This window comes from Flavisolibacter ginsengiterrae DSM 18136 (genome assembly GCF_059568575.1).
Map to the genome: position 1 here is coordinate 276,546 of NZ_JCANTR010000002.1, position 20,477 is coordinate 297,022.

Below are 20,477 nucleotides of genomic sequence, written 5' to 3' on the forward strand. Positions count from 1 at the left end.
TTAATGATACACTTTTATTCCAAAATAACTGCTTATGAAATGTTTCGCGTTTATAGTCTTTTGTATTTTTTGTTATCATGCAAAAGCCCAACCATCAGCTCAAAATTCACAGGATAGCATCGCCCGGGCACAAAAAGATTCAATGAAGATGGCTGCCATCTTTGCCAGGGCCTATTATCCCCTGATCAAGGGTAGCAAATGGTCCGGGGTAATGCCGGTTGAAGGTATAACCGAAATACCTGATCCGAAGATGAGGTATAAGTTATTGCTGGAGGATGTATATCCCACAAAGGATTCAGTTTCTGCAAAAGAGGTCAATGGCGGGCTTGCTGAGGTAGGACGCATCATTAACCTACATATAGCTTCCGGCATTCCCCAAAACAAATTAGACATCGTTGTGGTGGTTCATGGACCGGCCATATTTTCTCTCTATAACAACCAGAATTATCATAAAAAATACGGCACTGATAATCCCAATATTGCCATGATGGATGAATTAATAAAAAATGGCGTGCGCTTCATAGCCTGCGGGCAGGCTATGAATTTTCTTGATGTAAAAAAAGAAGAAATAGATCCCCGTGTACGTATTGCATTGACTGCGCAAACAGTATTATCTGCTTACCAACTGAAGGGATATGTACTGAATACAATATCAGAAGATAAATAAATACTAATTAATTCATGTTCGTGTAAGTAAAGCAGATACTATCCACTGGTAATGAAATATTTGCGTTTATACTTCCTAAAGTAGCCGGTTACACACTATTGCTGTTTTATGAAACAGGCATAAGTTTGTACCAGCATTAAAAACATCAATCATGGAAACAGCCAACAAAACCAAAATTACTGTTGAGACTACAGTCAATGCCCCCCTTCAAAATGTTTGGGACTACTGGACAAAACCAGAACATATCACGAAATGGAATGCAGCATCAGATGACTGGCACACGCCATGGGCAGAAAATGATCTTCGTGCTGGCGGCAAGTTCCGGGCACGAATGGAAGCAAAGGATGGAAGTTTTGGATTTGATTTTGAAGGCACCTATGACGATGTACAGGATAATAAGTACCTGGAGTACACCATCGCTGATGGACGGAAGGTTCAGGTGAATTTTTCAAGCCAGGGAAATTCAACGAAAGTCATTGAAACATTTGAAGCAGAAAATACTAATTCGTTAGAAATGCAAAGAGGCGGATGGCAAGCCATCATGGACAACTTTAAAAAGTATGCAGAATCAAGGTAAACTTTCCAGTTGTTTGCCCCGGTAACAGTCTGTCCACCAATTCTATTACCGGGTTGCATTCAACCAATTCCCATTCCCAAATTCTTACCGCCTTCTTTTTTTACGATACATTTTAGCGGTAAGATCTGCCACCATTTTTTCAAGCATCAATTTAACTTCTTCCAGAGAGCTACCGGCACATAGCAACTTTTGAGCATCTCCCATCATTCGTTGGTACATAGCATTGTTTCTACCCAATACAGGTAGTTTATGATAATACTGCGATCCCAATTTAGAAGCCATGCCGAATTTGTCAGAATTGATCCTTGATCTTTTAAAACGCCAGGACTTTTTAACTGTACTCCCTTTCAGAGATGATTTTTCCTTAGCAATATACTTTCCGTTTTGTGTCAGGAAAGTGATGCCCCCAATAGTGCCCTCGATCTTTACAGGGCCAACTTGTTTAGCCATAAAATATAGATTTTAATTTGTATCACTAAGATATAATCTCATGAATTATTTACTAATTTTTTTAGCAATTATTTTTCCACATGTTTATAATTATTTAAGGGTTACGCGTAGTTAACCTGCAAGCTCCATCCTGGTAACAGTATAGCATATCCGAAACATGGCCGTTAGTTACCCGTTATAAACCCGTTCTTTAGGCGTTCCCATACGGGGAAAGTACGGGGATAGTACGGGGATAGTACGGGGATACTATGGAGAAAACAGGAAGCAGCCATGGCGTAAATAGCAAGAAGCCAGGAAGAAGGTTTATAATGAACTTAAAGATGGTGTTCCTTAATAAAATCACTTATGATGGAAGTCTTATTTTTATCCAAATAATTGATTTTCATGAGGAAATTATTTCTATTGCTATTCGTCACTCTTAGTTATTCCATATCCTGGGCGCAACAGGTGCGTTATGATTTCGCTGCACCGCATGCAGCACACCACGAGGCAGAGATCACACTCACCATTTCTGGCATCAGGCAAGGCCCTGCAATCTTCCGCATGAGTCGATCCTCTCCCGGCCGGTATGCAACGCATGAATTTGGGAAAAATGTTTATAATGTTTCCGCAGAGGATGGAAATGGAAAAACATTAACGTTAACAAAAACTGACGGTGATGTATATACGGTACCCAACCATAAGGGTCATATAGTGCTGCATTATACCCTTTATGGAAATTATGCCGATGGCACATATGCAAGCATTGACCCAACGGGTTACCACCTGAATATGCCTGCCAGCTTTATGTGGGTGAAGGGGTTGGAAAATGCGCCTATCACCATTCATTTTTCCGATGTTGATAAAAACTGGAAGATCGCTACACAGCTAAAACCTTCCGGAGAGGCAAATACTTTTACAGCCCCGGGCTTACAATATTTCATGGATTCTCCTGTCAAGATCGGGAAGCTGCATACCAGGGAATGGAAGGTGACCAATCCTGATCATAAGACGTACACCTTCAGGCTGGCACTGGAAGCTGAGGCTTCTGAATCGCTGGTTGATTCCTTCACCCAAAAACTACAGCTTATTGTAAAGGAAGCACAGGCCGTATTTGGAGAGGTGCCTGCCTATGATAATGGAAGCTATACATTTATTGCCAGCTTAAACCCGTATGTGCACGGAGATGGCATGGAACACCGCAATTCAACCATGATCACCAGTGGCCGGTTATTCACCGGAGCTAATAGTTTCCTGGGCACTTTTGCCCATGAATTTTTTCACTGCTGGAATGTGGAACGCATACGCCCCAAATCGCTTGAGCCTTTCAATTTTGAAAAGAGTAATATGAGTGAAGGCCTGTGGGTGGCTGAGGGATTTACTCAATATTACGGATGGCTCTTAATGAAAAGAGCGGGATTAACGCCTGACTCTATTTTCAACCTGCAAATGGCTTCCCTGGTCAATGCAAAGGTAAATACGCCAGGAGGTAAATATTATACACCTCTTGAAAACAGCCAGCGTGCCGTATTTGTTGATGCTGGTGTTTCCATTGACAGGACCAATTACCCAAATATGTTCACTTCATATTATTCCCATGGCGGCGCATTGGCGCTGGCACTGGATATGCAGCTGCGGGATATGCCCGGCAGATCGCTGGATGGATTTATGCGTGAACTTTGGAAGCGCTTTGGCAAAACCGAAAAGCCTTATACTATGAATGGTTTACAGGATGCATTAGCGGCATATTCAAATACTGATTTTGCAAAAGCATTTTTTACAAAATATGTATACGGGCATTCGACCATTGATTATGGAAAACTTTTATCAAAAGCGGGCCTTGAAGTCACCAGTGAAGGTGCAGGAGCTGACATTACAGGCAATACCCGTTTGGAAACCGAAAATGGGAAACTGGTTGTGGCAGATAATACCATTCGTGGTACCCCGCTGTATGATGCAGGTGTGGATGCAGGGGATGAATTAACAGAATTGGATGGTGAGGCACTTCATAATGAACAGGATTATAAAAATATCCTGGCCAAGCACAAAGCGGGTGAACAGCTCAAACTGGTTTATAAACATCGTAATACGTTCATTGAGACCAATATCAAATTGAAAGGCAATACTGCTATGAATATTGTCCCACTTAACAGGCTCAATACTTCAGGGCAGGAAAAAGTAAAATCAGACTGGCAATCTTCAAGGGCCAGGTAAGAACAGAAATAAAATAGCATAGGCAAATGTGCCTGTTGTAAATAAGTACTCTTGCCGGACATGTTACTTAAAGAAAGGCTTTAAAAGGTCTCAGATGAAATTACCAGGTGGCTTAAAAGCATTGCATTATTATAATTTCCGGCTTTATTTTTCAGGACAGGCTATTTCATTGATAGGCACCTGGATGCAACGAATAGCTGTGAACTGGCTGGTGTATACCGTGACGCATTCTGCTTTTATGCTCGGCCTTGTTGCTTTTGCCGGGCAGATACCGATGTTGGTATTATCACCCTATGCCGGAGCCTTTGTTGACCGGCATAGCCGTTATCGTACGTTATTAGTAACACAGATAACCTCCATGGTGCAGGCCGGCCTGCTAGCCCTTATCGTATTGACAGGTTTTTATAATATTCCTGCCATTATTTTTTTGAGTGTGCTGTTGGGTGTGATCAACGCTTTTGATACACCTGCCCGGCAATCGCTCATGATTGTGCTTGTAGAAAATAAGACCGACCTCCCCAATGCCATTGCACTGAATTCTTCTATGGTGACCCTGGCGCGGCTTATTGGACCTGCACTTGCAGGTATCCTGCTGAGCAGCTTTGGTGAAGGGGTTTGTTTCCTCGTTAATTTCCTGAGCTTTATTGCCGTCATTCTATCGCTCCTTTTGATGAAGATAAAGGTGAGCGAACGCAAAAAGCCCACAGAACCCATATGGAAAGGATTGGTGGAAGGTTTTATTTACATGAAAAAACATAGGGCCATCAGTTCTGCAATTGGTTTAATGGCGTTGACAAGTCTCATCGTAATGCCTTATTCCAATTTGTTCCCGGTGTTTGCACAAACCATTTTTAAAGGTAACGTCACCACCTTTAGTTGGCTCAACAGCATATCTGGTTTGGGAGCTCTTTTGGGAGCTATTTATATGACCACAATAAAGCCTGGAAAAAGCCTGTTGCGCATCATCGTTTTATCAAGCATGCTTTTATCCGTATCCCTGATGTTTTTTGCCTATAGTCATTCCCTGCTTGCTGCCCTCCTTTTTATACTGGTGGGTGAGAGCGGCATGCTGGCCCAGATAGCTGCTACCAACACCTATGTGCAAACGAATGTGGATGAACATATGCGCGGAAGAGTTATCAGTTATTACGTTATGGCTTTCCAGGGGATGCAGCCAATAGGAAGCTTATTGGTAGGCTGGTCAGCCCATGCGGGAAGTGCCCAGGCAACAGTTTTCCTGGAAGGATTGGCAGGCGTTGTCATCGCCTTATTATTTATCCCCGCTTTAAAAAGAGTTAAAAGAATGTCCATGGAAAAACAACTTCACAGGGACAGCTGAACCTGGAATAAGATGCTATTATCTTTTCTAACTTTAGCAAAAGCATCTTACCATGAGCGACGAAGGCAAAAAGCAACTGCACCTATTCTTTGAACAAAGTGGATTCATCAATGCTTTAAAAGCAATAGAAATAGGTGAATTTTTTAACCAAAGAATAATTGATAAGAACCAGCTATTGTTAAAAGAAGGACAGGTAAATAATGAATACCTTATACTGGAGGAAGGGTGTATGCGCGCATACACTTATGATGTTACAGGAATGGAAGTAACTACTGCATTTTATGAAGCCATAGAACCTGTCTTCGAAGTTGCCTCTTATTTTAACCGCACACCTTCAAGGGAAAATATCCAGGCCTTAACAGGCTGCAAAGGATGGAGCATCAGCTATGAAAAATTAAATTACATTTTTCATGCTATACCTGAGTTCAGGGAATTTGGAAGGTCAATACTGGTAAAAGGCTTTGCCGGATTAAAAGTCAGGATGCTCTCTATGATCAGTGAAACAGCAGAAGAAAGATATGCAGGATTACTAACTGCTAAACCCGGGATATTTCAATACGCCCCACTGAAATATATTGCTTCCTATCTTGGTGTTACCGATACTTCCTTGAGCAGAATACGGAAAGAAAGAATGAAAAAAATCAATTAGGGTATATAACTATTTTAACTTTTATTGGAGCAGTTAAATCTTGCCATTTGGCAAGAGAATTGAATTTGAGTTTTAATTCCTTTGTTGTATAAATATTCATGTATGCAACACTTACCTTTCCTGCTGCCACTCCTTTTTATACTGATAACATTTTGCACTATCGGTGTATTCTATTTTACTTCAGGCAAACAAACAATTGCTCTTGTTATAATGCTAAGTTTCCTCCTGGTAGAAGCAGGTCTCGGCCTCACAGGCTTTTTTACAAAAACTGCTGGCATGCCTCCAAGACTGGCTTTGCTGGTCCTGCCTCCGCTTCTACTCATTATGGCCCTGTTCATTTCCCCAAAAGGCCGTTCTTTTATTGATAGTTTGGACATAGCAACACTCACCATTTTACATACAATCAGGATCGGTGTTGAAATAGTATTATATGGCTTATTTCTTTATAAAGCAGTCCCCGGGTTAATGACTTTTGATGGCAGGAATATGGATATTATTTCTGGCCTTTCCGCTCCCCTTGTTTATTATTTTGGATATAAAAAAGCAAAGCTAAGTTCAGCCGCCATTCTTGGCTGGAACCTGCTTTGCCTGGCCATATTGCTATTTACGGTTATCAATGCTATTTTATCTGCACCTACTCCTTTGCAGCAATGGGCTTTTGATCAGCCACTGATCGCCATTCTGTATTTTCCATTTGTATGGTTGCCGGGGATAGTAGTTCCTCTTGTTATTCTATCACATCTTTCTGCAATTAGACAACTGGTAAAGTCATTACAATTAAAAAAGCAAACAAGGGTAACATTAGCCGCATAAAGCAAGCTCGATCAATTTAATTTCCAGATAGTATAATTTAATATTCCGGCAAAACTCACCCATGATATATAGGGCACCAGCAACCAGGCAGCAGTATTATTGATTGGGGAAAAGAGGATTATAGTCGCCAGCAAACAAATCCAAAGTAATACGATATCAATAAATGCCAGTCCTATCTGGTGTTGGTTGAAGAAAATAAAGGACCAACAGAAATTAAAAAATAATTGTAATCCAAAGAAGACCAATGCTATTCTTTTCTCATCTGCAGGCTTACCATTTTTCCATACCAGGAATACCGCAATACCCATAAGGACATACAGTATAGTCCATACGGGGCCGAAAACCCAATTTGGGGGGTTCCATGATGGTGTTTTAATAGACCTGTACCAGGTACCTGTTCCTGTGGCTGTAAAATAACCTGCAATTGCTGCCACCACCAGGGGAATGGCTATGGATATAATGAGTTTGGCTGTATTATTCATATCGTGACGATAAATTTATTGCAATGGAAATGAAGCATAGTTCACTGTCCTGCCTGCTAATGGAGCAGACCTGAACCAAAACTACGTGATTCAACAAGTGATAATTACTCCCAAAATGTTTCATAAGTAGATTGTTTATACATTTCGTGGAATATAAAATCAATCGATAAACAAGATTATATAAACGGAATTAAATCTTCTGTTTTGATTAAAAAAAACACGCTAATCCTTCAACAATTATTAGTCCCGTGTTGTTATCCTGACAAATTAATCATATGAAAAGAATACTGTTGCACTCCCTGTCATTACTATTATTAATAGGTTTTATAACCTCCTGTTCAAAAGAAGATGATGTAGTGGCACCTGCTACGGCGCGCGTGATGGTGGTGCATGCTTCCCCCAATGCACCCGCTGTGGATGTAAGGGTAAATAACACTGTGGCTTTATCCAATGTGGCCTATCCTGCCAATAGCACCTATACAAGTATTAATGCCGGCAGTACCAATTTCAAAGTGTCGCCAACCGGGTCCACAAATTATGTCATAGATGCCACAGTAGACTTGAAAAGCAATATGAACTATTCAGTGTTTGCTATTGATTCAGTTGCGAAGATCAAGCCGGCGGTTGTTATGGATGATCTGACAGTACCGGCAGCTGGAAAAGCACATGTTCGTTTCTTTCATTTCAGTCCGAATGCCCCCGCAGTTGATATTGCTGTAACCGGAGGACCGGTAGTTTTTTCAAACAGGAAGTTCAATGACCAGGCTACAAACGCTTCCTTATCCAATTTCACTCCACTGGATGCAGGTACCTATAACCTTGAGGTTAGGCTGGCAGGAACCAATACGGTTGTATTAGCACTTCCCAATGTAATGTTAACTGCAGGGAAGATCTACACTGTTTTTGCCAAAGGGTTTGCAGGTGGAACTGGTATGCAGGCATTGGGTGCGCAGATCATAGTAAATAACTAATTAATCTTGTTATCCAGCTACTATGCCCTGCCTTGTTCGGGGCATAGTACTATATGAGATTTATTTATATACTGACCGTCATCTGCCATCCATATAACCAAAGTCATAGATTGCCGGTATTGCCCATACTACCTTTACACCCTATATGGAATACTATAAACAATCACTGGCCCTTCATAAGCGCCTGGAAGGTAAAATTGAAACAGCCATTAAAATTGATATAGAAACCAAAGAAGATCTTTCACTTTTATATTCCCCGGGTGTAGCGCAGCCCTGTATAGAGATCTCCAAAGATCCTTCCACTGTATATGATTATACGCTTAAAGGCAATACGATAGCCATAGTCTCTGACGGTTCAGCCATCCTGGGAATTGGAAACCTTGGGGCCTTGGCTGCTATTCCCGTAATGGAAGGCAAGGCCATGTTGTTCAAGAAATTCGGGGGCGTCAATGCATTCCCTATTTGCCTGGATACACAGGACACAGAAGAGATCATTGAAACCATAAGAAGAATAGCTCCTGTTTTTGGAGGCATCAACCTGGAAGATATTTCTTCTCCGCGCTGTTTTGAAATAGAAGAGCGGCTTCAGGACCTGGGCATACCTGTTTTTCATGATGACCAGCATGGAACAGCCATCGTTGTATTGGCTGGACTTATCAATGCGTGTAAAGTTGTTGGTAAGAATTTATCGGAACTGAAAGTAGTGATCAATGGAGCAGGCGCAGCTGGAATTGCCATCACAAAGATGCTTAAGGGAATTGGATATGATGACACTATTGAATGCACACCTGTAAGAGATGTTATTGTTTGTGATACAAAAGGTATCATTCATAGTGGAAGAAAGGACCTTAATAAGGTAAAGATTGGCCTGCTTGATTATACTAATAATGATGATATTTCCGGAACCCTGAAAGATGCTTTGGAAAATGCGGACGTATTTATAGGTGTTAGCGGACCTGGTATGCTTCATGAAAGCGAAGTGCATACGATGGCCACGGATCCGATCATCTTTGCCTGCGCTAACCCTACTCCTGAAATAACACCTGAGGAAGCTTTTAAGGGTGGTGCTGCTATTTTCGGTACAGGCAGAAGCGACCTCCCCAACCAGGTAAATAATGTGTTGGCCTTCCCTGGCCTGTTCAGGGGTGCACTGAATGCAAAAGCAACCTCAATTACCCCGGGAATGAAAATGGCAGCAGCCTATGCTATTGCTGCATGCGTGGAAAACCCAACAAAAGACAAGATCATTCCCTGCATTCTCGATCTGACGGTAGCAGATAAGGTGGCAGTTGCAGTCAGCGACGCATGGAAAGAATACCAGGAAGCGATGCTTGTTGTATGAGTATAAATAGTTTTTGAGTAATAATAAGGGCTAAGTCTGTTGCTCAATTGATTTGCGTGCATAGCTTAAAGCCGCAACGGGCGATTCAAATAATTTGATATTGCCTTCTTCATCTTTGATAAACTCTCCCCTGTCGGCTTCCCCTGCAGGTTCATTAATAAAAAAGCTCACTGTAAAATATTCTGTTGGTATGATTTCCGGGTTGGAACGCTGCACTTTATAAGGATCTACCTTTAGCCACACGTCCCTGTCCCTGATGGTTTGTTTTTCTATCATAACCGCTTTAATATATGGGATACAAAGTTAAGGCCATGTAAAGGGTTAGTTAGGTCATCACATTTTAGTTAACAAGAATGCAGCGAGGAAACCCAGCACTGTTATGAAGCCTACGAAATTATGTCCTTCTTCAAAAGCTTCCGGCATCATGGTATTGGAAAGCATGGTCAAAATAGCCCCCGCAGCTACAGCGACAGTGGCAGAAATTACTTCTTTGGAAAATAAGCGGAATACGGAATAACCCACCAGGGAGGCAATTCCGGAAATGATAGCGATAGCTATCCATACTGTAAAAATGTATTTACCTGATCTACCTGCTTTTTTCATACCTGCGGAACTTGACATTCCTTCAGGCAGATTGGAAAGAAATATAGCGATAACAGCAGCTGTACTAACAGCCCCACCTGCTATCATACTTACACCAATAGCGATGGACTCAGGTATCCCATCAATCAGAGCCCCTATTGCTATTGCCAGTCCACTACCAGGATGTGTAGATTCCGCAGGCTGTTGTGTTCCTGAGCGTTTGCGGTGCATTGCACCTTTTTTATTAACCAGGTAATTGGCAATAGAATAAATTAATGCTCCTGAAATAAAACCAATAGCAGTTGCAGCAAAACCTCCTCTTTGAAACGCTTCATCCATCAGATCAAAAGCAAGAGCAGATATCAATACTCCACTTCCAAAAGCCATTACATAAGCAATGATCTTTTTAGGCAAATCTGCCATGTACCCTGTTGCAGCGCCAATGACCAGTGCGGAACCAGAAAGGAATCCCCACAAACTCGCCTTTAGCCATAATGGTAACATCAGGAGCATAATTTTTACGTTGGTGCAACAATACTAATGCCTTATTTAAAAGCTAAAATGATCAAGCTATGGTATAAATGCAGAAACCGGGATTTATGCCCGGTTTCTAGAAATAATGGTTAAGGGTGCGGAAATACTTTTAATTAGTTAATTCCATAATAGACTTATAGAGTTGATCCCTTGTAAAAGGCTTTTCAAGGAAGATGTCAGCTCCATTTTCAATCGCTACATCTTTAGCTGAAGAATCAAACCCCGAGATCATAATGATCTTGATATCAGGATAATTCTTTTTAATGGTGCTGATAAAATCAATTCCAAAACCATCGGGTAGTTTATTATCAAGGATAACAACAGAAGGTTTTTCTTCTTTCAGGTATGCTTCAGCCCGGGAAAGATTTTGTACGTGGTCCAGCTCCATGTCCTTTCCATTGAGTAAAATATTCAACAATAAGCACATGTCGCCCTCATCTTCAATAATAAGCACCTTCTTTTTGGCAATAGCAGTCTTTGACATGATCTAACTTTTTATTAATTATTAATATTGTTTTACAGGCAGTATTGGGTGGCAAGCTATGGCTATTTCCAACTTAAATAAGCAGCCTTATCAGTATATAATAAAAAACCGTTCCAAATATTTTTTTGGGGAATTGACTTTACAGGTGCGATGAGGTTCAAATAAATCTTACTTTAACAAGAACGGGTTTTCCTATAAAACTGCTGGCACCTGTAAGGGGCGCCCTGTAAACAAATAATGTTCTTTGACTAACCTGGTAGTAATACTTTGAGCCGGAAGGCAATGGATTTTTATAGGGCAAAACAGGCACCCATACATTGTTATCCTGCACAACAACTTCCATTGGAATGTTAGGATCTGTAAAAAGATTAAATCCCGGCAGGATGGTGACAAATACATCATTGTCATCACAACGGTCTTTGCAGGTCCAAAACAGGTTGAATGTAAAGCCCCCGCTGGGAGCAACAGGTGGAAGCAAGGTGCATTGAACTGTGTCAGCCGCAGACAGTCCACTATTATCCGTCACTATTAATACGAAATGATAAGTACCTTCTTTCAGGTTCGTAACAAGGGTATGCACATTATTGATGTCTACTATATGGGCCGGTGCCGGTCCATCCAGTTGTTTCCATTCATAGGAAACGATCCTTCCATCAGTGTCAAAGGAAGAACTACCATCAAGTATGGCGGTATCTGCGGGCAATAAAAAACTCTGGTCGCTTCCGGCAATAGCTACAGGCGGAATACTTCCAGGTGATTGCACCACCAATACCCTTACCTCAAGTGTATCCTTTGCCTGTGCACCATTATTATCGGTAACCGTTAACTGTACCTGGTAAGAACCGGGAACGAGATTTCTCAATACACTTCTAACAGAAAGAGAATCTGAAAACTGGTATAGAGAAGGACCTGAGATTACACTCCAGGCGTAGGCAGTGATTTGTCCATCAGGATCTATAGAGGCAGAGCCATCTAATACCAAACTATCGACTGGATACTGGATGAACTGGTCAACACCTGCTCTTGGTATTGGTAACCGGTTATTGTTTTCTATGCAATTTTCACATGAGTATTCTTTCTGGCAGGAAATCATCCAAAAACCAGCAATGCAGAAGGTTAAAAAGTGAATCGCTTTCATTTTAGCTGACAGCTATAGCAAGTTAGGATAAATTGACATAGTGAATAAGCCAACCCTTTTGGGAGGGCACATCCTATTGTGATGAGCGGCACGAAAGTCGTCGTATTTCTTTTTACCTTTTATTCCATTTTAATCAAAACGGATAAAATGCTCAAAACATATTTCAAACTTGCTTTTAGAACCCTGTTAAAAAACAAGGTGTTTTCCTTTATAAATATTTTTGGTCTTTCCATTGGCCTTACCAGTTGTCTTCTCATATCTATTTATGTAATCAGGGAGTTTAGCTATGATTCTTACCAAAACCTGGGTTCACGGCTGTTTCAACTTGACGCCATCTCAGCAAGTGATGGAAAAGAATATACCACAGGCCATACACCGGCACCAATGGCACCAGCCCTTCAATTGGAATTTCCTGAAATAGAATCAACCACCAGACTGATTGATGCATTCCAGGATGACAAGACCTTAGTACAATATCAATCAGGAAAAGAAACCAAGTCATTGTATGAGACTAAAGGGTTTTTTGCAGACTCAACTTTTTTTAGATTATTCACTTACAAGTTCAAGGAAGGCAATTCTTCAACCGCACTGAACGAACCCAATACGGTGGTGTTATCGGATGAAATTGCCAAAAAGCTTTTTGGTAATGAACCTGCACTGAAAAAAGTGATTCATATCAACAGCAATACGAATGGCGAGTATAATTTAAAAATAACTGGTGTATTCCAATCCATAGCAACTCCTTCTCATATCGACGCCCGTTTTATAATGAGCTTAAAGGGAGGCAGCATGGGTGAGTGGATCAATTCTATGGGCAGTAACCTGGTGGACAATAATATGTTCTTTACTTATTTGCTGTTAAAGCCTGGCACAAACCCCAACCAGCTGGAAAAAAAGTTAAAAAACTTCATGGACAAATATGCAGGAGCTGAACTTAAAAGTTCCGGACGTTCAGTAAAACATTTCCTGGTGCCGGTAAAAGATATTCATTTACATGCAACAGAAGGCAATGTATCTGCGGGAGGCAATATTGCCTACTTGTTTATACTGATTTCTATTGCTATCGTCATACTATTAATAGCATGTGTAAACTTCATGAATCTTTCAACAGCGCGTTCTTCAAAAAGGGCCATTGAAATAGGAGTTCGAAAAGTGCTGGGGGCTGAGAAAAAATCCTTGATATTTCAATTTCTTTGGGAAGCCATTTTACTTTCTATATTCTCATTCCTTGTCTCCCTTTGTTTCGCAGGATTATTGTTACCCTTTTTTGAAAATGCCACCGGAAATGAATTTCAGATTACAACATTGCAATCTATTTACTTATTCCCTGGACTAATATTCATAACAATACTGGTTGGGTTACTGGCAGGTATATACCCGGCATTTTATTTAGCAGCATTTAAACCGGTAAAAGTATTGAAAGGAAAATTCAGTAATTCGCTGGGCGCGGTTTCATTCCGTAAAGTACTAGTTGTGTTCCAATTTGTAATAGCTGTTACCCTGATAGTTGCATCTATAACTATAGGCAATCAAATGAAATATTTACGGACAAAAGACCTGGGATTTGACAAGGACTTGCAAATTGTCATTCCTCCGCACATCTGCATCAAAAAATATCTATCCTTCTTTAAAAAATGCATTGGCAATGAATTCATTTATTTCCAGCGCGGGAGGATCGTTGTACTACCCAGGTGTAAAAAATGTTACGGACTGGCTGCTGTATAAAAAAGGTAATTCTCCCAACCAGACCAGGGATGTTTTTATTAATTGGGTTGATACAAGTTATTTACAAACGCTTGGAGTGCACCTGGTAGCCGGAAGGTTATTTTCCAGGGAGTTTCCGGGTGACACAGCTAACAGGATCATATTGAATGAGCAGGCGGCCAGGGATTTTGGTTTTACATTGCCGGAAGAAGCGCCAGGTAAAGAAATAGCGGCCATGCGTGGTAACAGGGAAGACAGGTATACAATTGTAGGCATAGTCAAAAATTTCAATTTCGAGGGATTACATTCCGTGATAAAGCCCTATGGATTTTTATTAAACCCAGGTCATGATTTCAATTACCTGATAGCGCATGCCGAAACAGGAACTATACAAAATGCATTACAAAGAATATCAGCAGTATGGTCAGGCTTGAATCCTAACGAACCATTTGAGTATAGCTTCCTTGATGAGGATTTCCAGAAGAATTACATATCTGAAGAGCGCATGGCAGCTATCATTCGATATTTTACCATCATTGCCATATTTATTTCTTGCCTGGGATTATTTGGATTGACAACATTCAGCGTTGAACAAAGAATAAAAGAGATAGGGATTCGAAAAGTGTTAGGAGCAAGTACCATTGGCATTGTAACCCTATTATCAAAAGACTTTTTAAAACTGGTTTCCATTTCTTTTTTGGTGGCTTCACCTCTTGCCTGGTTTTTTACTCATAAATGGTTACAGGATTTTGCGTATAAAGCACCATTTACTATTTGGATCATTATAATGGGATGGGTCCTTGCTTTTTTGATAGCCCTTTTGACTATAAGTATACAGGCTGTAAAAGTTGCCCTGACAAATCCTGTTCAGAATTTAAGAACAGAATAATAGGATAGTTTTGAAACTTATAGATTTATTTAAATTGAGCATTCAAATAAAATAGTTGGAATTAAATTATCTTTCTATGATAAATAAAAAACGTGACTAGCGCTTCATTTCACAAGATCATCCTGCTGTTGACACTATCGATTATTATTAGTCGAAGAATAAACGCTCAACAAACAGCACAACAATTTACCCAGCAGATCAATTATTTATTAGCACTACCTGAAGGTTATGAAAAAGATACCACCGCCAGTTGGCCCCTGGTCATCTTCCTGCACGGAAGTGGTGAAAGAGGTAATGACCTTGGAAAAGTAAAAAAGAATGGCCCGCCAAAATTGGTAGACGAGGGCAAAAAATTTCCTTTCATCCTGGTATCGCCTCAGGCAGGTCCTGAAGCAGGCTGGGATGCTGAAACGCTATACCGGTTGGAGCAATACCTTAAAAAAGAATACAGGGTCAATAGTGATAAAGTCTACCTGACGGGTTTAAGTATGGGTGGATATGGTACCTGGGAGCTTGCGATGAAGCATCCGGAAGAATTTGCAGCCATTGCCCCCATATGCGGCGGCGGTGATGCCTCTACTGCCTGGAAATTGCGCAATATTCCCATATGGTGTTTCCATGGTGCAAAGGACAATGTAGTACCCCTTGCAGCCAGTGAAAATATGGTGAAGGCCGCAAAGGAACTGAATCCGAATGTAAAATTCACTGTATACCCTAATGCGAATCATAACAGTTGGGATGCAAGCTATAGTAATGACTCTTTATATACCTGGCTACTGTCTAAGACAAAATATGCTTATAAGGAGGTGCCTGTGAAGCCAACGATTTTGAGATCATATACAGGGAAATATGTAGGTCCCGATAAAGACACTGTAACCATGGTTTTTGAAAAAGGAACGCTCATAGCAAGGCCGGGCAAAGACACGGTACCTTTGAAACCGGCAGGTGATAATTTATTCTTTATTGATGCTTTAAAACCCATGGACATACGATTCCAGCGAAACAAATCGGGTACGGTATCATTCTTATTCCTGGGAGATAGAAAACTATTATACCAAAAGATCAAATAATGATCAGGAAAAGCCTGCTACATTGGCACTATCTGTTGGAACCAACACCAATTGTTCAAATAGTTTTTTGATTGCTTCACCCGGATTTCCACAAAACCCCGGGTGCACTTTGGAAGTTTGTACAATGGTGCTACGGGTAGCTGTCAGCCACCTGAAACGTGAAGCCAGATCCATTTTTGCTATTGGCCCGCCACCACTGTCACCTTGGGATATCAATTCAAATGCCCGCAGGTGGTGTTCAATATCATCAATATCAAGAGAGGGATTTAAAGCTTTCAGCCTATGCGCATCCAGTGCAAAAATAGTCTGCAGGAATTTGGCATCCCTTGAATAGAGAATGATGCCTACGTTTAAAAATTCCTCGCGCTCCACTCTCGGCACAACCCGGATCACGGCATATTCAAACAATTGCTTTTCTTGCATGTTGTGCTTCATTTAAAAATATTGCAGAATGCATTAACCGGGTCAGTAAAAATTCTTCGTACACTTTCCTGTTTGCTTCAGCATCCGGCAGAGAATCAAATACCAACCATTCTGCAGGGATAAAGCTAACAATAGTCTTAATTTTTTCTGGTGTTAACAGCTGCAGGAACAGTGCATTCACTTCTTCAAGTCTTGAGGCCCATGGTAACATCACATGATCTTTCACCTGCACGAATGGCTTTTGTGCCTGTTGCTTCCAGTTGTCCCATGAATGGTGAAAATAAAAAGAAGCCCCATGATCTATCAGCCATAATTCCTTTTTCCACATCAGCATATTGGTATTCCTTACAGTACGGTCTACGTTCGTGATCAGGCAATCCAGCCAAACGATCTTTGAAGCCAGGAGGGAATCTGGTTTGTTCACACCTGGGTCAAAAGTTATTGCTCCCGACAGGTAGTGCAATCCAAGGTTCAATCCTTCACTGAACTTTAGCAGGTCCTGGATCTCTTCATCGGGCTCTGTCCTTCCAAATGCAGGATCTACGTTAGCATATACGATCTCAGGCACGCTGAAGCCCAGGGTTCTGGCTATTTCACCACCAAGCAGTTCCGCTATCAATGCCTTAATTCCCTGCCCCGCACCTCTAAACTTCAACACGTACAAAAAACCATCATCTGCTTCCACTATTGCAGGCAGAGATCCACCTTCCCGCAAAGGTGTAACATAACGGGTTACATCTACTGCTCTTATGACCGAATTATTTACCATGAATATTATTAGCTTTCTGCAAAGACAGGAAGAGGGAAATTAGTAAAAAAATCAAATGTGCTTATAAACAATAAAGCAGATTTGATATTGAAGTTGAATAGTACGCATATAGAAGATGCATACGTGATGATCCAATAAATAAAAGCATTCAGTTTCAAATAAACCGATGGACTACCCAGCAATGCCCTTGTTAAAAGAAACACTTTCAATCCATGCTTTAACCTCCCGAACGCTTTTGTTCATTTTCCCGGATAACCGTTCCAATAATTCTTTTTCACCACCGGGTTGCAATTCCAGGTCTTCATCAGTCAATTCCATATTCACTTCCTTGAGCATTTCTTTGACCTCAGGCCAGGGGGCTTCCAGTTTTAATTGATAATTATCCATGTTCATTATTTTAGCCATCTCAAAGGTACCTGTTCTGCTTAGCCGAAAAAAGAATTAATACCCTGGAATCAATGATGAGCCGGGTATTCAGAATCATGTATTCTCAATGGCTCATTTCATTGTAAGGCCATGCCTGTTGCAATTTCACCTCCTGCCCGGGCAGACTCAGAGCCTAAAGTAGTTGAAGCAAAGGCATTGGTTAAAGCTTTCCTGAATAACAATACCATTAAAAACATTACCAGTGTATGTATAATTATAATATCAGGAGTACCCATTATGGTTATACCTGCTCTTATCCCTTCATGTAAAAGGTAGTTGAGGAACATATGGTGGTAAAGCATTCCATAAATAAGAGGTACTACTAAAAAAGCCGCTATAATCCATCCCCGCAATTTTTGGACAAGATTTTTGTATACCCAAACTACCGGTGGTATGGCCAATAATCCTACAATCAAAACAGCAGCAATTTTTGGATATATAGAGGTAAGATGCATGGCGGGCAAATGTTGTAGTACCACCTTTTCATCTCCACCACCCATTAATGCTGTAAACAGGCGCGCAAACGGGAGGTTGGCAAATACCATGGAAAAACCCAATGCTCTCTTTGAAATATTTGAGCTTCTGCTAACCCATATGGCGCCCAGCCACATCAGGATAAAAGAAAAGACAGGTCCTGCAAGGGTGGCCAGGTAACTCCAATCTGAATGGGAACAGTTATCACAGGTTGACCATACACTAAAGTCCCGGGCACCATAACAGCCACAAATGAAATAGCCTGTAGTAATATGTGCCTGCTCGTGGAGTTCACCACATAACATATTCAGGCTAAAAAATGCCAGTACATATTGCCAGCTCATCCTGAAAGACATAATTACCTATTTGATAACTAAGCTAACGACCTACAACAAAAAAAGGCCTGGGATTGCCATCAACTGCATATTTCCTGTCATGGATTGAACCCTGCCATGAAGAAGAATAGAATTAAAAAATTGGTATTGTTTACATGTGCTGATTACTGCACATGTTTTTGACCAAGGTGCTTCATTGTCCTCAAATGGGAGCCAATGGCCAGGCTAACAGTAGGAAAAGAATGATAAGGAAGCTGGAATTTCTGGCAATGAGCCTTTACGATCTTGCTTAGTGCGGGATAATGTATATGGCTGACACGGGGAAATAAATGATGTTCAATCTGGAAGTTTAATCCACCAACGGCCCATGAAATGAATTTATTATGGGGAGCGAAATTCGCCGTGGTCTTTATCTGGTGCACAGCCCATTCAGTTTCTATCATCTTGTCATCAATTCCTACAGAATCAAATTCAGGACCTTCCACTGCATGCGCCAACTGGAAAACATAAGAGATGACAACCCCGGTAACAATGCCCATGGTCAGGTATCCTATCAACCAGGCAAATGGTCCTACGCAAAGAATCGGGATCAATACATAAAAAACCAGGTATAAAGCCTTACTTACCCAAAATGTAATATGCTCTTTAACACTCATGGGTTGCAATGGCGTATTGTGTATTTTCTTAGTGAAATATTTTTCAAAATCCCTTACACCTACCCACATGAATAATGTCAGTGCATAAGCAACAGTAACGTAAATATGCTGGTAACGGTGAATAGGTTTCCATTCCTGTGCAGGACTTTGACGTAATAATTTGCTTTGTGCTATATCATCATCGGCGCCTGCAATATTGGTATAGGTATGGTGAAGGACATTATGCTTCTGTTTCCAGAAAAAAGCATTTCCGCCAATAGCATTTAAAGAAAGTCCCAGTATACTGTTCAGCCATTTTTTACTGGAATAACTACCATGGCAGGCATCATGCATCACATTGAAGCCAATGCTAGAAAGCGTCAGTCCTAAAAGCGCACATAGAACCAATGCAACAACAGTGGGCACATGAAATGCCATGAGACTAATATATAACCCTATTGCGGCAGGAATTAAAATCAATGATTTTGAATAAAGACGCCAATTACCTGTTTTTTTGAGATCGTGAGTTTTGAAGTAATCTTCTACTGAGAGCTTAAGAGACTGAAAGAAAACATTGTTGGAATTATTGAAAGAGACTTTATTCATAGGAACTAGGCGTTAATACTTAATATTTTTATTGTACCTGTAAGATAGGTATAAAAGGGCATACGGAATGTTAAGTATAACTGCTTTATACAAATATTAGGAGAGCGTGTAGGGTTTTCTAACATTAAAGTATAACCTAACTGTGCAACTCAAGTATCTTTTTAAAGGACAAAACTTTTTTGAACTGTACAATGAAACGACGAATACTTAATTCGCGCTGGCTACTTTTTTTATACAATTCATTGGCCTTTTCATATACTGAGTCCTGCACTTTTTTAAGATCTTCCAGCAAAGGATTTTCCCTGGCTTCGTTGCCATATTCCCTTGCTATGGACAATGCTTCATAAAATAACAATTCGACCTTGAGAAAAGAGCTTTCCTTACTGCCAATGAGGCTTACTTCTTTCCTGATTTCTTCTAATCTCTTTCTATGCGGATCAGTTAATGTCATAATAATAATGTCGCTGAGGTGATCCCCTCATCTTTATCGTTTGGAATTTCAACCACGTTTATTGTTTTACCTGCAAACAGTTTTCCATGCAAACTAATGATGGCCTGCCTGGCTTCCATATTTACAGGCATATCTATTAATGCTTTTCCCCTTGAGCGGTTATTCAATTTATCCCTGATGATATTGATAGATCCTATCTCTCCATAAGGAGTAAACAGTCGCTGCAGGTCAGATTCGATAAGATTCAGATTCAGATTACTTACCTGGATATTCATAATATGGATTGAGATGCAATTGAGTGTAGCAAGGTAAAAGCAGATCTGGAAGAAAAATGATCATGAACTAGATTGCAATGCTCAAAAACGGTACTCTTTAAAGATAGCCTATAAATTTCACAATACAGTTGCTATTGTTTTAACAGAACTGCCGATATATATAGAATACCTTCATTACATACTATCCTGATCCTTTCTA

The 20,477-nt window shown here is 40.6% G+C and carries 24 protein-coding genes; 11 read left to right on the forward strand and 13 right to left on the reverse strand.

The features are described 5' to 3' along the window. The first annotated feature begins 34 nt into the window (after positions 1 to 34). Both BP74_RS03110 and BP74_RS03115 read left to right on the forward strand, forming a co-directional pair. Positions 35 to 667 (forward strand): DsrE family protein, encoded by a 633-nt coding sequence (locus tag BP74_RS03110; protein ID WP_496370974.1) that lies wholly within the window; start codon positions 35 to 37, stop codon positions 665 to 667. Between the two features lie 151 nt (positions 668 to 818). After that, a complete protein-coding gene (locus tag BP74_RS03115) occupies positions 819 to 1,244 on the forward strand; it encodes an SRPBCC family protein (RefSeq protein ID WP_496370976.1) in 426 nt (141 codons plus the stop codon). 84 nt (positions 1,245 to 1,328) lie between these two features. Here BP74_RS03115 and BP74_RS03120 read toward each other — a convergent pair whose 3' ends face one another. Next, complete coding sequence (locus BP74_RS03120) at positions 1,329 to 1,694, reverse strand: hypothetical protein (protein WP_496370978.1); 366 nt, start codon at positions 1,692 to 1,694, stop codon at positions 1,329 to 1,331. A gap of 384 nt (positions 1,695 to 2,078) precedes the next feature. Between BP74_RS03120 and BP74_RS03125 the strand changes: the two genes are divergently transcribed. The 4 genes from BP74_RS03125 to BP74_RS03140 all read left to right on the forward strand — a co-directional run bounded on the left by BP74_RS03125 (position 2,079) and on the right by BP74_RS03140 (position 6,688). Next, entirely contained in the window at positions 2,079 to 3,887 is a 1,809-nt protein-coding gene (locus BP74_RS03125) for a M61 family metallopeptidase (RefSeq protein WP_496370980.1), read from the forward strand. A 94-nt stretch (positions 3,888 to 3,981) separates the two neighbouring features. Further along, a complete protein-coding gene (locus tag BP74_RS03130; RefSeq protein WP_496370982.1) occupies positions 3,982 to 5,226 on the forward strand; it encodes an MFS transporter in 1,245 nt (414 codons plus the stop codon). A gap of 52 nt (positions 5,227 to 5,278) precedes the next feature. Next, the gene (locus tag BP74_RS03135) at positions 5,279 to 5,875 is read left to right on the forward strand and encodes a Crp/Fnr family transcriptional regulator (RefSeq protein WP_496370984.1); all 597 of its coding nucleotides are present in this window, start codon (positions 5,279 to 5,281) and stop codon (positions 5,873 to 5,875) included. 102 nt (positions 5,876 to 5,977) lie between these two features. Continuing rightward, a complete protein-coding gene (locus BP74_RS03140; protein WP_496370986.1) occupies positions 5,978 to 6,688 on the forward strand; it encodes a DUF8737 domain-containing protein in 711 nt (236 codons plus the stop codon). Between the two features lie 11 nt (positions 6,689 to 6,699). On the opposite strand, the gene BP74_RS03145 is transcribed toward BP74_RS03140, so the two are convergent. Next, positions 6,700 to 7,170, reverse strand: coding sequence for a TspO/MBR family protein (locus BP74_RS03145; RefSeq protein WP_496370988.1), 471 nt, complete (start codon positions 7,168 to 7,170; stop codon positions 6,700 to 6,702). A 275-nt stretch (positions 7,171 to 7,445) separates the two neighbouring features. On the opposite strand from BP74_RS03145, the gene BP74_RS03150 reads away from it, so the two are divergent. Both BP74_RS03150 and BP74_RS03155 read left to right on the forward strand, forming a co-directional pair. Further along, the gene (locus tag BP74_RS03150) at positions 7,446 to 8,141 is read left to right on the forward strand and encodes a DUF4397 domain-containing protein (RefSeq protein ID WP_496370990.1); all 696 of its coding nucleotides are present in this window, start codon (positions 7,446 to 7,448) and stop codon (positions 8,139 to 8,141) included. A gap of 145 nt (positions 8,142 to 8,286) precedes the next feature. Further along, the gene (locus tag BP74_RS03155) at positions 8,287 to 9,483 is read left to right on the forward strand and encodes an NAD(P)-dependent malic enzyme (RefSeq protein WP_496370992.1); all 1,197 of its coding nucleotides are present in this window, start codon (positions 8,287 to 8,289) and stop codon (positions 9,481 to 9,483) included. Between the two features lie 30 nt (positions 9,484 to 9,513). Here the strand turns inward: BP74_RS03155 and BP74_RS03160 are convergent, their stop codons facing one another. The 4 genes from BP74_RS03160 to BP74_RS03175 form a co-directional block, all read right to left on the reverse strand. Then, positions 9,514 to 9,759 carry a hypothetical protein gene (locus BP74_RS03160; protein ID WP_496370994.1) on the reverse strand — a complete coding sequence of 82 codons (246 nt, stop codon included), beginning with the start codon at positions 9,757 to 9,759 and terminating at the stop codon, positions 9,514 to 9,516. A 57-nt stretch (positions 9,760 to 9,816) separates the two neighbouring features. Then, complete coding sequence (locus BP74_RS03165) at positions 9,817 to 10,578, reverse strand: ZIP family metal transporter (RefSeq protein ID WP_496370996.1); 762 nt, start codon at positions 10,576 to 10,578, stop codon at positions 9,817 to 9,819. A 130-nt stretch (positions 10,579 to 10,708) separates the two neighbouring features. After that, complete coding sequence (locus tag BP74_RS03170) at positions 10,709 to 11,083, reverse strand: response regulator (RefSeq protein ID WP_496370998.1); 375 nt, start codon at positions 11,081 to 11,083, stop codon at positions 10,709 to 10,711. 157 nt (positions 11,084 to 11,240) lie between these two features. Further along, positions 11,241 to 12,221, reverse strand: coding sequence for a PKD domain-containing protein (locus BP74_RS03175; protein WP_496371000.1), 981 nt, complete (start codon positions 12,219 to 12,221; stop codon positions 11,241 to 11,243). A gap of 147 nt (positions 12,222 to 12,368) precedes the next feature. On the opposite strand from BP74_RS03175, the gene BP74_RS03180 reads away from it, so the two are divergent. The 3 genes from BP74_RS03180 to BP74_RS03190 all read left to right on the forward strand — a co-directional run bounded on the left by BP74_RS03180 (position 12,369) and on the right by BP74_RS03190 (position 15,884). After that, positions 12,369 to 13,946, forward strand: coding sequence for an ABC transporter permease (locus BP74_RS03180; protein WP_496371002.1), 1,578 nt, complete (start codon positions 12,369 to 12,371; stop codon positions 13,944 to 13,946). After that, on the forward strand, positions 13,867 to 14,814 hold the full coding sequence (locus BP74_RS03185; protein ID WP_496371004.1) for an ABC transporter permease: 948 nt from the start codon (positions 13,867 to 13,869) through the stop codon (positions 14,812 to 14,814). The genes BP74_RS03180 and BP74_RS03185 overlap by 80 nt, the downstream gene beginning before the upstream one ends. Before the next feature lie 92 nt (positions 14,815 to 14,906). Beyond that, positions 14,907 to 15,884: a carboxylesterase family protein gene (locus BP74_RS03190; protein ID WP_496371006.1), complete on the forward strand. Its 978-nt coding sequence runs from the start codon at positions 14,907 to 14,909 to the stop codon at positions 15,882 to 15,884. Between the two features lie 3 nt (positions 15,885 to 15,887). Here the strand turns inward: BP74_RS03190 and BP74_RS03195 are convergent, their stop codons facing one another. The 7 genes from BP74_RS03195 to BP74_RS03225 all read right to left on the reverse strand — a co-directional run bounded on the left by BP74_RS03195 (position 15,888) and on the right by BP74_RS03225 (position 20,278). Then, the gene (locus BP74_RS03195) at positions 15,888 to 16,307 is read right to left on the reverse strand and encodes a DUF3037 domain-containing protein (RefSeq protein WP_496371008.1); all 420 of its coding nucleotides are present in this window, start codon (positions 16,305 to 16,307) and stop codon (positions 15,888 to 15,890) included. Beyond that, positions 16,285 to 17,076 (reverse strand): HipA family kinase, encoded by a 792-nt coding sequence (locus tag BP74_RS03200; protein WP_496371010.1) that lies wholly within the window; start codon positions 17,074 to 17,076, stop codon positions 16,285 to 16,287. The genes BP74_RS03195 and BP74_RS03200 overlap by 23 nt, the downstream gene beginning before the upstream one ends. 171 nt (positions 17,077 to 17,247) lie before the next feature. Further along, the gene (locus BP74_RS03205; RefSeq protein WP_496371012.1) at positions 17,248 to 17,463 is read right to left on the reverse strand and encodes a hypothetical protein; all 216 of its coding nucleotides are present in this window, start codon (positions 17,461 to 17,463) and stop codon (positions 17,248 to 17,250) included. 116 nt (positions 17,464 to 17,579) lie between these two features. Beyond that, the gene (locus tag BP74_RS03210; RefSeq protein WP_496371014.1) at positions 17,580 to 18,332 is read right to left on the reverse strand and encodes a hypothetical protein; all 753 of its coding nucleotides are present in this window, start codon (positions 18,330 to 18,332) and stop codon (positions 17,580 to 17,582) included. 143 nt (positions 18,333 to 18,475) lie between these two features. After that, the gene (locus tag BP74_RS03215) at positions 18,476 to 19,552 is read right to left on the reverse strand and encodes a fatty acid desaturase family protein (protein ID WP_496371016.1); all 1,077 of its coding nucleotides are present in this window, start codon (positions 19,550 to 19,552) and stop codon (positions 18,476 to 18,478) included. 136 nt (positions 19,553 to 19,688) lie between these two features. Beyond that, positions 19,689 to 20,003, reverse strand: coding sequence for a hypothetical protein (locus BP74_RS03220; RefSeq protein WP_496371018.1), 315 nt, complete (start codon positions 20,001 to 20,003; stop codon positions 19,689 to 19,691). Beyond that, positions 20,000 to 20,278, reverse strand: a complete 279-nt coding sequence (locus BP74_RS03225) for an RNA recognition motif domain-containing protein (protein ID WP_496371020.1) — start codon at positions 20,276 to 20,278, stop codon at positions 20,000 to 20,002. The genes BP74_RS03220 and BP74_RS03225 overlap by 4 nt, the downstream gene beginning before the upstream one ends. Between the last annotated feature and the right edge of the window lie 199 nt (positions 20,279 to 20,477).